This window comes from Alteromonas gilva (assembly GCF_028595265.1).
In the GTDB taxonomy this organism is placed as follows: Bacteria; Pseudomonadota; Gammaproteobacteria; order Enterobacterales; family Alteromonadaceae; genus Alteromonas; species Alteromonas gilva.
In genome coordinates this window covers 1,683,690-1,698,458 of record NZ_JAQQXP010000001.1, presented here as the reverse complement: position 1 = coordinate 1,698,458, position 14,769 = coordinate 1,683,690, and the positions used below count along the sequence as shown (strand labels likewise).

Sequence of the window (14,769 nt, the reverse complement as noted above, 5' to 3'; positions counted from 1 at the left end):
ACGGAGCTTGGTTCGCTGGTTTCCTCGCAAAACACCATTCGCTTTGCTATCAGTGAGCCAATTCCAAGAGCGTTGGTGCATAGCGTTGCTAAACAAAGAGTATTTGAAAAAGTAACAATGGGCATTAAATGGAAGTAAACCTGACCAGCAAACGAAGCGGCGCAAAGAGTTAAGGTCGCGCCAAAGACCGCTGCCGCTGCAGGTGTCAATCAGTTGGTATTAAGCCATTTCCGTGGGGTGTACTGGCGCTCAATTATTGCTTATAGTGACATATCTGCTGTCGTTACCAACGCCTATAAAGCTGCGTAATCATGAAGATACCAGCAAATTAGTCTGCGGCGTTGAAGAGTAAAATTTTGCGACATAAACACCAGGGCGGTTTTAAATACAAGTTTGCATCGCCCCATCAGGATGCGATTCACATTAAGGGATTATTAAAAATGAAATACCTCGCTTTATCCATCATAGCTTGTTGTTTACCGGGCTGCGGCACAATTAATACACATAACAACGCTGTGGACGCAATATACAATACAACCTCGGCCGTGATTAAAGGCGAGTCAGCTAAGGACAGTTGCTCGTTTGGTCACCCCGAGGATAGAGCTGCCTGTCAAAAGCGCTCACAAGCTACAACCAAAGCGGTTTCTCAATCAATTAAAAAACACCGTGAGGATTCCGGCGCATAACAGCTGTGTAAGTCACACTGCGCTACCAGCAAGGGCTTTGGGTAATTCAACATAGTCGCTCAGAGCGTTATCTTAGCTTTGAACATCCAGGTTCACATTGCCTTACCAACTGATTTAGCTTTTATATTTGTGCCCGTCAATGGGTGCTGGCATACCAAAGGAAAAAACATGCTTTACAGATTAATCTTGTTCATTTCATTTTTTTGCCCACTTCTAGGGGCGCAATCTGCACAGTTTAACGAGGGCGATCACTACCTGGAGCTGGCAGGAAACCTGACTGAAAAAAAAGAAATAACAGAATTTTTTTCATTTTACTGCCCCGCCTGCTTCAGGCAAGAACCATTTATGAATGAGCTTAAAGCGTCAATACCTGATGATAGCGTTTTCAATAAAAATCATGTTGACGGTATGCCAGGAAGAAAACCTGAAATAGAGTACCTGCTGACGAAGGCATTGATTACCGCTGAGCATTTAAACGTTGATAAAAGGCTTGTTCCAGCCATCTTTAACTATATTCATGAAAGCAAAGCCGACTTTACGAATGAGAAAGATATAAAAAACCTGTTTATTATTAATGGCGTAGCAGGAGATAAATTCAACAAGACTTTTTCAAGTTTTTCTGTAGACGCGAAAGCTAAACAGATGCAAAAAAACACCGGGGATATTCGCGCTCAGGGTTTTACAGGCGTACCGACATTAATTATTAACGGTAAATACAAGCCGGTGACCAAGAATATAAAAACAATGCAAGAATATAAAAATCTGGTATTTTTTTTATTAAATAAAACAAGTTAGTCATATGCTCGACAAACTATAAAGGAAGAAAGTGGTGGGTATTAAAGCAAACAAGAAAATTGAAACAGCAATAAAAAGGCACTTTGGTCTGGCTCTTTTAGCGACATTATCCCCCGTGATTTTTATCAAAATAATCGGTCACTTTGCGCAAAGCAGCAATACGGACTCCTTACTCATTTTAGTGTCTCCGATATCCGTATTAGGGGGTTGTGCCCTGCTACTCAAACGTGTGCTCGATGATATTTATAGTGCGGATGAGACGAACGCGTAATGAACCGCTTTAATCGCTATCAAGCTCGCCGGAACAATGAGGAATTTCAGGGGCAATGTGTGAAACTTAAAATTTACTTAGCGTATTGTTGGGGATGGTAATAGCCACTGGCTTAACGTACCTGCTTTATTACTTAATGGCTCATAGTAAACAAATAGCGACATAAAAAAGCGATTGGCGCAGGTTCAGGCAGATTTGCGCCGCTGTATGTCGCCATACAGATTGCATAGTTACCGTTACTTATTTCATTACATCGACAGGTAAATCATGAGTAAAGCTTATATCAACTACTATACAGAAATACGCCATTTACCTGTCGATGAGCAGGAGAAAATCTTACAACAAGCCAGGTATGAGGCCTTTTCGACGTTACAGCTCAATGGTATAAGCGCCGCTTACTTTTTTGGTAGCCTTGCGCTGTTTTTTACTCCGGTTGCGCTGGCTTTAACATTTTCAGGGCCATTATCACTACCAACCATTCTGGCATCGGGAATTAGTATTGTCGGGGCAATGCTATTAAATAGATATTTACAAGGTAAGCTTATCCGCAAAGGCTTAAACCGTGTGTTGTCTGGGACGAGCGTATAACAACTGCAATATGACCCTGTACGACCCATTACAATGATAAGGATATAGAGTGAGTAAGTGCAGCATTCGCGCTCTATCAGTCAATGACTGGGCGTTATATAAATCATTGAGATTGAGAGCCTTGCAAGATTCACCTGAGGCATTCGATTCCACATTTGCAAGTGAATCTATGCTGCAGGATTCTGCGTGGATGGCAAAACTGGAGCGGGGAGAGCATAAAACCATGGCCATTCCTCTTGTTGCCGAAATTGACGGAAAACCGCAGGGATTGGTGTGGGGCGTACAACATAGCAACAATGACAAAGCCGGATATATTTATCAGATGTGGGTTGCTGCCGACGCCCGGGGAAATGGCGTCGGTCGGGAATTATTAGACGCTGTCATTGCATGGGCGCGGGCTGCGCAGCTGGATTGGCTCGAACTTTCCGTTACCCCGTCAAACGCCGCAGCCATATTACTTTACCAATCAGCAGGGGTTGAATATGCGGGAAACATCGAGGGGCAGCAAGCTGCTTCGTTACTAAAAAGCCATTCAATGGTTTTAAGTCTACATGACGGTATCGCCAGATAAGCACGAAGGATCGAACCAATGAAATACACTCAAAGCAGGCTACAAAGCATCATTTTCAGAACTAAAAATGTATTATCGCCGTCTTTTTTTTTACTATTACTTTTGTTCTTAGTCGTCGATATTGACGACCCGAACACCCAAAGTATCATTAGTACAACTCTCCTGTTAATGTTTGGTATACCAGCATTGCTCACACTATGGTTAGTGTTTTTTAACTCCGGCAAGTCACGCATCGACGAGTACTTTGTAGAACTCACCGACAGAGAATTTAGGTACGGGCACCTGGCGGGCCTCGACATTATTCCCTGGTCAGAATTTAAAACCTATGCAATACATGGTTGGTTCTCCAAAACAATAACGGTGTACGGAGCAAAGAAAAATATTTATTTTGAACTGCGTCGTTTTAATAAAGCACAACAAACGGCCATTATTAAAGCCCTCGACGAAAGAGTTAACCAAACGCCATAACGAAACACATAAGTAGGCTTACGCGCTTAGTATCAGCATTTTAATGCGCTATTAAAGTTTGCAAGATGTTTACCTGCCACCGCTACTATTCTTATTGTTAGTGACAGGTTTTGGACAATAAAGGAAGGACATGGACGATCACATAATTTATGAGTCCCCACCAGCGCTTGGCAAGATTGTCAACGAGACACAGTCTCTTGGCTTTGATATGGCCTCCGAACCCAGAACCGGGGCATTCCTTAAAACGATGGCTGCAACAAAACCAGGCGGTCGCTTTTTGGAAATCGGCACGGGCACCGGGTTGTCTGCTGCCTGGATGTTAAAGGGAATGGATGAACAATCAACGCTGGTCAGCATTGATAGCGATGAAAACGCTCAGGGTGTTGCGTTTGAATACCTCGGAGATGACCCACGTTTTAGCATAATATGCGCTGATGGCGCAGAATGGCTGGCAACCCATCAGGATAAGCGCTACGACTTTATTTTTGCTGATGCATGGCCCGGTAAATTTTCTCACCTGCCGCTTGCCCTGAATATTCTTAATACCGGCGGTATGTACATTATTGATGACCTTCTCCCTCAACCAAACTGGCCCGAGGGCCACGCACCTCTGGTGCAGGAACTGGTTGAACAAATCGAAGCGCTGCCCGGGTATACCTCCGTTCGCATGGCATGGGCCTCGGGTTTAATGTTAGTGGTTAGAACTGGCTAGTACGCCGCCGGGCGATTGCCTGCGAGCGCGCTAAGCTAAATACAAAGAGAGACTCGGCGCCGGCGATGTTCGCTTCACGCCGGTAATGCGGTTTGAATACAGTTACTAATACGGAAAAGAGATAAATGAATAGTCTACAAAAAATTGCGGGCCTTTCGGCTATTTTTGAGGCATTCATCTATATTGCCGCTTTCGTGTATTTTGGGGCATTTTGGCGCTACCCCGCAGAAGGCAGCGCACCTGATAAAATGGCCTATCTGGCCGACAACCAACTGGTATTTTCACTGTTTTATTTTCTGATGTATGCCGTGTTTGGTATTTTTCTCGCGATTCTTGTTGTCGGCTTATATGAGAAACTAAAACAAACCAATGATCCGATGCTTAAAGTGGGTTCTGTGTTTGGAGTTGTGTGGGTTGTTCTGGTTATGGCTAGTGGTATGCTGGCTACTGTCGGTCTCTCTCACGCCCTCAAACTGAATGACGTATCCGCCGGGAAAGCCCTTGATACGTGGAACCTGATTTCAGTGCTCATAGAAAGTCTTGGGGGAGGCAATGAACTGGTTGGTGGACTTTGGGTCTTGTTGATCAGTATAGTGGCTATAAAAGCAAAACAATTTCCGCGAGGACTCAATTACCTTGGCGTCATGGTTGGTTGTTCTGGTATTGCAACACTATACCCCGATGAGCTCTTCACCGAAATTTTTGGTATCACTCAGATTATTTGGTTTTTATTACTGGGTATCACAATGTTAGCTCAGGGGAATACAAACAAGTCAATGCCGTCAGCCACGCACCATTCGGCTAATTGAAACTAACAGCCTGCAAAGGGAAAGGAACTCTCACATGATTTCAATCGAATTTTTACTTACATCGCTCGTTGTTGTGCTAATTCCCGGTACCGGGGTTTTATATACCGTGGCAACAGGACTTTTTATTGGTAAACGTGCCAGCTTAGTTGCCGCGCTGGGGTGTACGCTGGGCATAATTCCCGCCTTGCTGGCAAGCACCTTGGGTTTAGCGGCATTGTTTCATACCAGCGCGCTCGTTTTTCAGGTGGTTAAGTATTTAGGGGTTGCGTACCTGCTGTATCTCGCCTGGCAAATGTGGCGGTCCTCTTCTGCGTTGTCAGTAAGTACAACAGGTACCCGCACCCGGTACACCAGCATTGCGCTTAAGGGCTTTTTGCTCAACATATTAAATCCGAAGCTGTCTATCTTTTTTCTGGCGTTTCTTCCGCAATTTATCCCTGCTAATACAGCAAACGTATTGATAAACATGCTCTTACTAGGCGGCACCTTTATGCTTATGACACTTATTGTCTTTGTGATTTATGGCGTTTTATCGGGTAGCTTTAGCCAGTTTATCGTTAATTCCAAAAAGGCAACGGTGGCCATGCAAAAACTGTTTGCCTTAAGCTTTGCCGGACTCGGGCTAAAACTGGCGCTGAGTGAGAAACTATAATACAGCGCTTAGGCTGCGCTCATAGTTTAGTGGCTATAAAACACGCGCCCCTCGCAAGGATGGGTTTAACGTTGCGCGTATTCCGCTTTGAGCGCTATAGGCAGCTAGCATTTATTCTTGCTTGGTACGATTTCTTTCATGGCCAGCATCATTTGCTGCGCGCTTTCTCCTAACATTTCATAGGGGTTAAAGCCTGGCGTTCCGGAGAATTTGAGATTAAGCCCTGCAGTAAAGCCCGATTCCGGCATATAGCCCATCGACCACTCTGCATACTCCCGGGTAACAATTTCTTTGTAGTCCAGCATGATGATGTGGCTATGACGCGGATCGTTTAAAATATTATGGTAGGTGTTGTTAACAGCGGTTCTCGAGCCTTCGAGACATTGCAGAAAATACTTTCTGTTAAAACACAGCATGCCAGTAACATTATTTCTGCTGTTATTGCGACGAGCGGTGACTAAAATCTCTTCAATGCTATCTGCCGAAAAAGACGGCGCAATGGTACTGGTATAAATAAGTCTTGTTAAAAACATAATGGCCTCACCGCGTAATTTTTATAAACTATAGTTTGTAGTTCGGTATTCACAAGTACGCAATGCACATAACCGATACAAAAATGACGGAAATCTGTATACATCGAACGTTGTTTTTCACTGAACACGAAACAACTAATCGCTGACAAGCAGGTTTTTGTTGAAATCGCCTGCGGCTAAACGCGGGCCTGCCGCAGCGCGAAGTGGCTCACCTCAGGCACTCAAAAAATAGGTAAAGGTAATGCAAGTTACTGATATAAAGGCATTCGTCCCAAGCGAAGATTACGTAGTATCACAACGCTTTTACACTGACATTGGCTTTAAGCCCGAGTACGTTTCTGACGATCTTACGTTGTTTCAAAATGGCGATTGCTGGTTTTTCTTACAGCGCTTTTATAACCAGACCTTAGCCAGTAACTTTATGCTTCAGGTTTGTGTATCAGACATACAACAAGCTTATGAGCTGTGTGCAAAATCCAGCGACAAAACCAAGATAACAGCGATACAGCAGGAGTCATGGGGCCAGGTATTTTACCTGTGGGGTCCCGCTGGCGAGCTATTACATATTACTCAGTTAAACGGCTAGCCAGACGGTTAAACTACACAAGATTGTTCTTTGTTAGCGAGCTGGTTGCATTACTGTTACCAAATTGACGGGGCTATACCACCGAGCTAAAAATTGCAGGTTAAACGTGGTTAACGTTAATGTGTCTGGTAAACTTTTAGCATCCACTTATTTTGTAAGCCACACTATGAATCAACAACAACCCAATAACCCCTTACATGGTTTAACCCTTGAAACCATTCTCACCCGACTGCACGGCCATTACGGTTGGGATGGTTTGTACCAACACATCAACGTCAATTGTTTTAGTAACGACCCGTCGATTAAATCCTCGCTTAAATTTTTGCGTAAAACGCAATGGGCACGGGACAAGGTAGAAGCCTTGTATTTAACGACTTTTAACTAAGAGCTATTGCGAGGCTAAACTCCTGCAACAACCTGAAACAATTAAAAATTGCACGATTGTGAAAGTATGCCAGTATTTTCCCTTTCCTTGTTATGGATATGCAACAAAGAGCAATTGATATGAATAACGATATTAAAGGATTATGTCTTTTCCTGGGCGGCATTGGTCTGCTCTACACCATGTTTCTTGTGTTGGTAGCGGTGTTCACCGGCGTAAAAATTATAAAAAGTATCGTCTTTATTGCCACCTTTTCTGCCGGGCTGGTGAGTTTAGGCCTCACCCCGCAAGTAAGGCAGCGATTAACGTCCTATGTAAAGTCGCAATTTATCCGATAGCAAAAAAGTAGCCGGATAAACGCGACCGACACTTCATTGAGAAACATCATCGTGACTATAATTTTACGAGAAGCCACTCAGGCAGACTATTCGCAACTCATCACCATTTGGGAAGCTTCGGTGCGCGCCACCCACGACTTTTTGCCCGACAGCGAAATCGCCGCCCTAAAGCCACTTATACTGGAGCAGTACTTTGACGCGGTATCATTAACCTGCAGCGTCACTGAGAGCGGTGATATTGTCGGTTTTTGTGGCGTACTCGATGGCAACATTGAAATGCTGTTCGTGTCTCCGGCCTCGATGGGCAAAGGCATTGGTAAAGCGTTAACTCAACATGCTATTGCCCGTCAACAAGCCACAAGGGTAGACGTTAATGAGCAAAACCCGGCAGCGCTCGGTTTTTACCAGGGTATCGGTTTTGTTGTAACAGGGCGCAGCGAACTGGACGGCCAGGGCAACCCTTATCCGCTTTTGCATTTACAGTTAACAACGGCGTAGCCCTGACTTAAGTGATGGCAAGTCAAACGCCTCCAAAGGAACCAAAATGGAATTAAATCAGGTTACGTTGCCGGTGAATAATATGCCTGAGGCCGTTGAATTTTACCGCACCCTCGGCTTTACGCTGATAGTCGATACGCCCCACTACGCTCGTTTTAGCTGCCCCGATGGCAATGCGACTTTCTCGCTATCGCTACACAGCGAAGCATTTACCAACAGTTCGGTGATTTATTTTGAGCATGAGCAGCTCAATGAGCTGGTTGACGATTTACTCAGTAAGGGGATCGAGTTTGAACAGTTGCCCACCGACCAACGTTACCTGTGGAAAGAGGCTATTTTACATGACCCGTCAGGTAACAAAATAAAGCTGTTTTGGGCAGGCGAAAACCGTTTAAACCCGCCCTGGAAAGTCAGCTAAGCGCCTGTCTTAACAGCCTCAGTCTGATGCAGCGGCAGCACGCTCCGCCAGCAGTGACGAAAAGTATTTCACACCCTTTCCAATGGTGCTCTCATCTACACGAAAGTTGTCAGCATGAGGCATAGCGATAATTCCCTTACTGAAGTCTGAGCCGCCCAGGAAAAAATACGTTCCCGGCACCTGCTGCTGGAAACTGGCAAAATCATCGCCGCGGCCATCGGGCACCACTCCATACAGCGGAATGGCCGCCTCCGGGTAAAGTTCAGACAAGGTATTTAAGCTTCGCCGGGTCAGCTGTGGGTGGTTATTAATATTAGGTCGCTCAGTAGAAAAGCCGACTTGCTCAGAATTAAAAGTGATTGCCTGCAGGTTTGATGCAAAGTCTGTTTGCGCGATAGCGCTGCTTAACGCTGGTATAACCGCCTCCATCAACCCCGGATTACTGCTGCTGACAAAGCCGCTCACAGTCACAGTGCTGCCGTTATGTTCAACCTTAAAGTAGTTATCTACTGTGCGATAATTCTGAAATACGGTTTGCGGGTGCCCAAGGCCTATTTGCGGGTCCATCAGGTTTTTAGTGTCCCAAATCGGGCTGTCGGCCGCAACGGTTTGCAGATCCAGTATCGTCTGTTTAGCCGTGGCTATCAGCGCTTCGTTATTAGCCAGCGCATCAAAGGTAAGATTGACTTGCTTATAATCGGCATATAAATACCCGGGCTTTGACGCCACCACACCCGACGGCATCGGCGATATATGCGCAGCGTAGAATTCATCGAGGGAAATGGTGTCGAATACCCCCGCCGTTATCATACTTTTTGCGCCGCTAAAGTCCTCTTCAGCTGGCTGAAAAACAAACACATAGGTGCCGCTTAAGCTTTCTTTTAGCGAAGCGAGCACATTGGCCATTCCCAACGCAATGGCTGTGTGTACATCATGACCACAATGATGCCCCACGCCCTTGTTAACCGACGAAAATGGCAAATCGTTGTGAGATTTAACCGCAATGGCATCAATATCGGCGCGCCAGCCGATGTGTTTTCCAGCCTTTCCGGTGTCTAACTTAGCCACCACACTGTGGCCGCCGATACCGGTTATCACATCAAGGCCAAGGGCACGCAGGTACTCGGCAATCATTTTTTCGGTACGCAGTTCGTTTCCGCTTAATTCCGGGTGTTGGTGGAGATCGCGACGTAAGCTGATCAGCTCATCGTTAATTTCAGTAGCATGTTGCGCGATACTGCTATGCAGATTATCTGACTTTGCCGCCAGGGTATTCATCGACACCATTAGTGCCAGCATAGCCAGGCACTTCAATGAGTGAAGTGCTGAAAACCTGTGAACGTAATTAGAGTTTGGCATAGTAACATTCCTGTTATTTTTATTCCGAATGCGCAAATTGTTGCGTTGGAAGGGCTTTGCCATGGCGCACTTTTGCCGAACCACCAGCCTATCCTGTTATCCCGTCACCGTACAACAAATCAACAGCTGTAAATGTAAAAAAATGTAATGACGCGCCGCGGCAGTTGCTCTGGCCTCGAGGTGGGCTGGCATCGGTGCGCTGTGTGTGCTCTACTGGCGACCCTAGCACACATTACTCACCGGGATAACATCATGCACAAAGTTGCCATATTCGTAGACGTTCAAAATGTGTATTACACCACCCGGCAAACATACCGCAAAAATTTTGATTACAATGCATTTTGGGCCACAGTGACGGCCAACCGAGAGCTGGTTAAAGCTTTTGCTTACGCCACCGACCGGGGCGACCAAAAACAGTATGAATTTCAAAATATCCTGCGCGCCATCGGCTTTGAAGTAAAACTAAAGCCGTTTATTCAACGCGCCGATGGCTCCGCCAAAGGTGATTGGGATGTGGGCATTACCATTGATGCCCTTGAGTATGCCGCGCATGCCGACGTTATTGTACTGGTGTCTGGCGACGGTGATTTTGACTTGCTGTGCAATACACTGCGTGAAAAAGGTAAACGCGTTGAAGTATACGGCGTACCTCAGCTAACCGCCGGTTCGCTAATAAAATCGGCCAGCGAGTTTATTGCTATCGACGAAAGCCTGACACTCAACTAAACTGTTGGGGAATCAACACTGGATTGTTATCACTCTATAGGGATTATTTATGAAATATTTTTGGTTAGTTTTACTCACAGTTTGTTTTTCAAACGCCGTTAGCGCGGCCGATGATGCCCGGCGCGAAAAAGTAGCAGCACTGCTTGAAGCCACTAACGCCGATGCCGTCATCGATCAAATCTACACCAGCCTCGACGGAATGTTTGCCAACATGGCCAAGCAGTACAATATAAAAGAATCCGAGCGTCCTGCCTTTAATGCACATATGCAAAAAGTGCAGCGGTTAATGCGCCAGGAAATGGGCTGGCAACAATTGCGCGACCCCATGATAGAACTGTACTTAACCCATTATACCGACCAGGAAATTGACGGCATGCTGGCGTTTTACCAATCTGATGTCGGTAAAGCGATGGTCGACAAGATGCCTGCCGTTATGGCCGGTTCGATGCAGATATCACAAAACATGATGCAATCGGTGATGCCCAAACTGCAGGCTTTATCTGAGGAATACCGCCAGGAGTTGCAGGCCAAACGGGAAAGCAATTAATATGCGTTCAGTGCCGTTTTTAAAGCACATGCTTTAAGACGTCGCACAGTCAAGCGCGTTAACCTGCCTGTTAAGCCGTAACAACGACAAAAACAAAAACGCCGGCGAAATATCGCCGGCGTTTTTACATTGTACGCTGCTATAGCTACTTTTTAGGCTCGGTCTCTTGTGGCTTAGCTTTAGGCTTCGCCGGCGCTCGCTTGCCAGTACTAGTGGCGGTTTTGCCAGCAGTCTTGGTCGAGGCTGTCCTGGTTGTTCCAGCGGGTTTACTGGTCGCTTTAGCCGCAGTCTTGCGCGGGGTGCTGGTTGCGGCGGCTTTTTTATCTGCTGCCGCTTTGTCAGCGGCTTGCTTAGCCGCCAGCAGTGCTACCTGCTCAACTAATAAATCGACTTTAGCCGATAAGGCTTCCAGTCGCATAGCACGCTTTTGCTTTGGCGTAGTCAACGATGGTAACCAATGATGAAGCGGCGATTGACGCCACAACTCAAGCCACTGGTTAGGATCGGTCGCTTTGAGCAGTTGGTTTTCAACCTCGGCCCCGCGCGAGGCGAGTTCATCGAGAGACTGCTGCGACTCGCTCACTTTTTGCTGTACCTGCTTATTGACCTCGGTAATCTGATCGGCCATTAACCCCAGGCCGGCCTCAAACCAACCCAAAAGAGGTGATGATGGTTTTTTGTCTGACATGGTAACTCCTTACCGGTGAGGCAGCGTCACCGCTGCCTACCAAGTGATTACTTATTGGCTGCCAGCTTTGCTACCGCTTCGGTCAGCGCATCAACTTTGGCCGACAGTTCTTCGATTTTTTGATCGGTGTCGTCAGAATCCAGGCCAAGTTTTTTGCGCACATCCGCAACCCGGCTTTCTACTTCACTGGTGGTTTCTTTAAACTTGTCTTTGGCTTCCGTTTCAAGTGTCTCGCCCTTGTTAACTAGCTCGTCAAACATTTTATTGGCGTCAGTGGTCAGTTTTTCGTACTGCCCCTGTGCTTCATCAACACTTTTCCCGTAGGCGCCTAAACCGGCTAACCAGATTTTACGGGCAAATTCTTCAGCTTCAGTAATTTTACTTTTGATATCGTCTTTAGCGGCCATGATTTGGTCTCCTTTTGCTAACTGTAGTCAGTGTAAAAGAAGAATTTAGAAATCACATACTAAAAACCAAAATGGCGAATAAATAATAAGGGGGGATGGCTACGACCAGCGTAGCCCAGGTGAGAGGTCTCGGCGAGCAGGTGGTTTAGTCGACGAGATCCTGCGGCATGGTATCGCGAACTTCGGTCCACACCTTGCCACTTTCAATTCCATATTCGCGAATAATCGACGGAACATTCTCGTACTCACCCTGCTCAGCGGCATTCAGCAGCTTTGCGTAAAAATCCTTTACCACGTCACGGGCGCGCTGGTCTGAAAAGAAAAAGCCGCCAATGCGCGAGTACAGTCCGCGGAAGCCATTCATCATGAGCACAAATACTTTGTTACCCGATGCCAACGCCAAATCGTGGTTTAACTGGTAGTCAAATTGTGCAAACGCCAGACCGTCCTCTTCAACCGTCTTATAGCGGGCAATAATATCGGCAGATTCCTGAGGGTTGTTGCGAATTGCATTACGGATAAACACCGCGCTTAAGTTGGTTCTGGCAGCCAGCAGGTTATCCACTAATTCGGGAATACCTTCCTGGTCAAGACGCGCCAGTGTTTCCAGAATATTCAGACCGCAGGTCTCCCAAAAGTTGTTCACTTTTGTGGGCTTACCATGCTGAATAGTCAGCCAACCGTCGCGAGCTAAACGCTGCAGAACTTCACGCAGGGTTGTGCGGGTAACACCAATTAATTCAGACAACTCACGTTCGGCAGGAAGAATAGTGCCCGGAGGAAAACGGCCGCTCCAGATAGATTCAACGATGTATTCTTCGGCAAAACCAGCCGGACTTTGTGCCTTATATATCATATTTGCTCGCCACTGAACCTTATTGTTATTTTGTAAACTGATTGTACCAGATGCGTTTTCATTAGCACAACGAATAAATCGTCGGAATACGCGTTGAGTTCAACGTTTGGCGCGCTTTACTGCTTCCTGTCATTCAAAAATTCGGTTAGTCTTTGCATACTTAGACGACATCGCACTGGTATCCCAGCAATCTCGTTTTACAAATTACAAAGTTATTGAAAAAAAAACGCAGTAGTCGTCTATTATTACCAAAGAACAACAAATTAAGCCTGTGATAAAAAAGGAAATAGTTCCATGCAAACATCTATGATCATGGCGATTTATAAGAATTTTCTGGGTCACGCCCCAGACTGGTATAAAAAGACCATTATTGGTTGTTTAATTGCCAACCCGATAATTTTTATGCTCGATCCCTTTTTGGCCGGATGGATACTGGTTATTGAATTTATCTTTACGCTTGCCATGGCGCTGAAATGCTATCCCCTTCAACCGGGCGGTTTATTGTTGATAGAAGCGTTATTCATAGGTATGACAACCCCCGACCACATGCTCCACGAAATCGAGGTAAACCTCGACGTGCTGTTGTTGTTGGTATTTATGGTAGCCGGTATTTACTTTATGAAAGACCTGCTGCTGTTCTTGTTTACCAAACTGGTTATCAGGGTTAAGAATAAAACCGTATTGTCACTGGCCTTTATCATTGCCTCAGCATTTTTATCGGCGTTCCTGGATGCGCTCACGGTGGTTGCCGTGATCATTGCAGTAGGCCTTGGTTTTTACACGATTTATCACAAAGTCGCATCGGGCAAAGAGTTCCATCATGAACACGACCACACCAGCGACGAGACGGTTCAGGAAGAGCTTGGCCGCAACGATCTGGATGACTTTCGCGCCTTTTTGCGTAACTTAATGATGCATTCTGCTGTGGGAACTGCACTGGGTGGTGTAATGACCATGGTGGGTGAACCGCAAAACCTGATCATCGCCGATAAAGCCGGCTGGAACTTTGTTGAGTTCTTTATTCGCATGTCGCCTATTACCATACCGGTCTTTTTGATGGGTATTTTAACCACGGTACTGCTCGAGAAAACCAAGCTCTTTGGCTATGGCGCAAAGTTACCTGAGGCCGTTCGCCATATTCTGGTGGATTACGACAAACACATGGATGAAGGCCGCACCGTGCGTGACAACGCGCGATTAGGCGTACAGGCATTAATTGGTGTGTGGCTGGTCGTTGGCCTGGCCCTGCACTTAGCTGCTGTGGGCATGATTGGCCTGTCGGTCATTGTACTGGCAACTTCTATGAGCGGCGTCATTGAAGAACACGCACTTGGCAAAGCGTTTGAAGAAGCCCTGCCTTTTACCGCCCTGCTATGTGTCTTTTTTGGGGTGGTCGCGGTAATTATTGACCAGGGGTTATTCGCGCCGGTGATTCACTGGGTGCTGGAATTTGAAGGTACCACACAGCTGGTGATGTTCTACCTGGCGAATGGGGTACTGTCGATGGTGAGTGATAACGTGTTTGTCGGCTCGGTCTATATTACTGAGGTCACCACAGCACTGCAAAATGGCGAAATCACACGTGATCAGTTCGACTTACTGGCGGTTGCTATTAACACGGGTACCAACCTGCCAAGTGTTGCCACGCCCAACGGTCAGGCAGCATTTTTATTCTTGCTGACCTCAGCGATTGCGCCGCTGTTACGCTTATCCTACGGCCGCATGGTCATCATGGCCCTGCCTTACACCATTGTGTTGGCTGTGGTTGGCCTGCTTGCTACCTATATAGGACTGGTTGACGCCACCCAGTGGCTTTATGACATGCACTTAATTGAGCATCACACGGCGTTACCCGGCGTCGAAAATAGCGGTCATTAGG

21 protein-coding genes are annotated in these 14,769 nt (G+C 46.4%); 16 read left to right on the top strand and 5 right to left on the bottom strand.

What is annotated here, in order from left to right:
* The first annotated feature begins 854 nt into the window (after positions 1-854).
* The 8 genes from OIK42_RS07560 to OIK42_RS07525 all read left to right on the top strand — a co-directional run bounded on the left by OIK42_RS07560 (position 855) and on the right by OIK42_RS07525 (position 5,552).
* The gene (locus OIK42_RS07560) at positions 855-1,481 is read left to right on the top strand and encodes a thiol:disulfide interchange protein DsbA/DsbL (protein WP_273639536.1); all 627 of its coding nucleotides are present in this window, start codon (positions 855-857) and stop codon (positions 1,479-1,481) included.
* A gap of 31 nt (positions 1,482-1,512) precedes the next feature.
* Complete coding sequence (locus tag OIK42_RS07555) at positions 1,513-1,752, top strand: hypothetical protein (RefSeq protein WP_273639535.1); 240 nt, start codon at positions 1,513-1,515, stop codon at positions 1,750-1,752.
* A 267-nt stretch (positions 1,753-2,019) separates the two neighbouring features.
* Positions 2,020-2,340: a hypothetical protein gene (locus tag OIK42_RS07550; protein ID WP_273639534.1), complete on the top strand. Its 321-nt coding sequence runs from the start codon at positions 2,020-2,022 to the stop codon at positions 2,338-2,340.
* 49 nt (positions 2,341-2,389) lie between these two features.
* A complete protein-coding gene (locus tag OIK42_RS07545) occupies positions 2,390-2,911 on the top strand; it encodes a GNAT family N-acetyltransferase (RefSeq protein WP_273639533.1) in 522 nt (173 codons plus the stop codon).
* An 18-nt stretch (positions 2,912-2,929) separates the two neighbouring features.
* Entirely contained in the window at positions 2,930-3,379 is a 450-nt protein-coding gene (locus OIK42_RS07540) for a hypothetical protein (protein ID WP_273639532.1), read from the top strand.
* Between the two features lie 130 nt (positions 3,380-3,509).
* Positions 3,510-4,091 carry an O-methyltransferase gene (locus OIK42_RS07535; protein WP_273639531.1) on the top strand — a complete coding sequence of 194 codons (582 nt, stop codon included), beginning with the start codon at positions 3,510-3,512 and terminating at the stop codon, positions 4,089-4,091.
* A gap of 125 nt (positions 4,092-4,216) precedes the next feature.
* Positions 4,217-4,900, top strand: a complete 684-nt coding sequence (locus tag OIK42_RS07530) for a DUF4386 family protein (protein ID WP_273639530.1) — start codon at positions 4,217-4,219, stop codon at positions 4,898-4,900.
* Positions 4,901-4,934: 34 nt separating this feature from the next.
* Positions 4,935-5,552: a LysE family translocator gene (locus OIK42_RS07525; RefSeq protein WP_273639529.1), complete on the top strand. Its 618-nt coding sequence runs from the start codon at positions 4,935-4,937 to the stop codon at positions 5,550-5,552.
* Between the two features lie 104 nt (positions 5,553-5,656).
* On the opposite strand, the gene OIK42_RS07520 is transcribed toward OIK42_RS07525, so the two are convergent.
* A complete protein-coding gene (locus OIK42_RS07520) occupies positions 5,657-6,085 on the bottom strand; it encodes a BLUF domain-containing protein (RefSeq protein ID WP_273639528.1) in 429 nt (142 codons plus the stop codon).
* A gap of 241 nt (positions 6,086-6,326) precedes the next feature.
* On the opposite strand from OIK42_RS07520, the gene OIK42_RS07515 reads away from it, so the two are divergent.
* From OIK42_RS07515 to OIK42_RS07495, 5 genes are all read left to right on the top strand, one after another.
* Positions 6,327-6,671 (top strand): VOC family protein, encoded by a 345-nt coding sequence (locus tag OIK42_RS07515; protein WP_273639527.1) that lies wholly within the window; start codon positions 6,327-6,329, stop codon positions 6,669-6,671.
* Between the two features lie 166 nt (positions 6,672-6,837).
* Positions 6,838-7,056 carry a VF530 family protein gene (locus OIK42_RS07510; RefSeq protein ID WP_273639526.1) on the top strand — a complete coding sequence of 73 codons (219 nt, stop codon included), beginning with the start codon at positions 6,838-6,840 and terminating at the stop codon, positions 7,054-7,056.
* 119 nt (positions 7,057-7,175) lie between these two features.
* Positions 7,176-7,391 (top strand): hypothetical protein, encoded by a 216-nt coding sequence (locus OIK42_RS07505; RefSeq protein WP_273639525.1) that lies wholly within the window; start codon positions 7,176-7,178, stop codon positions 7,389-7,391.
* Positions 7,392-7,448: 57 nt separating this feature from the next.
* On the top strand, positions 7,449-7,889 hold the full coding sequence (locus OIK42_RS07500) for an acetyltransferase (RefSeq protein ID WP_374211865.1): 441 nt from the start codon (positions 7,449-7,451) through the stop codon (positions 7,887-7,889).
* A gap of 46 nt (positions 7,890-7,935) precedes the next feature.
* On the top strand, positions 7,936-8,307 hold the full coding sequence (locus OIK42_RS07495; RefSeq protein ID WP_273639524.1) for a VOC family protein: 372 nt from the start codon (positions 7,936-7,938) through the stop codon (positions 8,305-8,307).
* A gap of 18 nt (positions 8,308-8,325) precedes the next feature.
* On the opposite strand, the gene OIK42_RS07490 is transcribed toward OIK42_RS07495, so the two are convergent.
* Positions 8,326-9,666, bottom strand: a complete 1,341-nt coding sequence (locus OIK42_RS07490) for a M20 metallopeptidase family protein (RefSeq protein WP_273639523.1) — start codon at positions 9,664-9,666, stop codon at positions 8,326-8,328.
* Positions 9,667-9,918: 252 nt separating this feature from the next.
* Here OIK42_RS07490 and OIK42_RS07485 point away from each other — a divergent pair, with 252 nt between their 5' ends.
* Both OIK42_RS07485 and OIK42_RS07480 read left to right on the top strand, forming a co-directional pair.
* Positions 9,919-10,392: an NYN domain-containing protein gene (locus OIK42_RS07485; RefSeq protein WP_273639522.1), complete on the top strand. Its 474-nt coding sequence runs from the start codon at positions 9,919-9,921 to the stop codon at positions 10,390-10,392.
* A gap of 49 nt (positions 10,393-10,441) precedes the next feature.
* Positions 10,442-10,939 carry a DUF2059 domain-containing protein gene (locus OIK42_RS07480; RefSeq protein WP_273639521.1) on the top strand — a complete coding sequence of 166 codons (498 nt, stop codon included), beginning with the start codon at positions 10,442-10,444 and terminating at the stop codon, positions 10,937-10,939.
* 145 nt (positions 10,940-11,084) lie between these two features.
* Here the strand turns inward: OIK42_RS07480 and OIK42_RS07475 are convergent, their stop codons facing one another.
* The 3 genes from OIK42_RS07475 to fadR all read right to left on the bottom strand — a co-directional run bounded on the left by OIK42_RS07475 (position 11,085) and on the right by fadR (position 12,890).
* Complete coding sequence (locus tag OIK42_RS07475; protein ID WP_273639520.1) at positions 11,085-11,627, bottom strand: hypothetical protein; 543 nt, start codon at positions 11,625-11,627, stop codon at positions 11,085-11,087.
* A 47-nt stretch (positions 11,628-11,674) separates the two neighbouring features.
* Positions 11,675-12,034, bottom strand: a complete 360-nt coding sequence (locus tag OIK42_RS07470) for a phasin-related domain-containing protein (protein WP_273639519.1) — start codon at positions 12,032-12,034, stop codon at positions 11,675-11,677.
* Positions 12,035-12,179: 145 nt separating this feature from the next.
* Positions 12,180-12,890: a fatty acid metabolism transcriptional regulator FadR gene (fadR, locus tag OIK42_RS07465; protein WP_273639518.1), complete on the bottom strand. Its 711-nt coding sequence runs from the start codon at positions 12,888-12,890 to the stop codon at positions 12,180-12,182.
* A 294-nt stretch (positions 12,891-13,184) separates the two neighbouring features.
* On the opposite strand from fadR, the gene nhaB reads away from it, so the two are divergent.
* The gene (nhaB, locus tag OIK42_RS07460) at positions 13,185-14,768 is read left to right on the top strand and encodes a sodium/proton antiporter NhaB (RefSeq protein ID WP_273639517.1); all 1,584 of its coding nucleotides are present in this window, start codon (positions 13,185-13,187) and stop codon (positions 14,766-14,768) included.
* The last annotated feature ends 1 nt before the right edge of the window (position 14,769 follow it).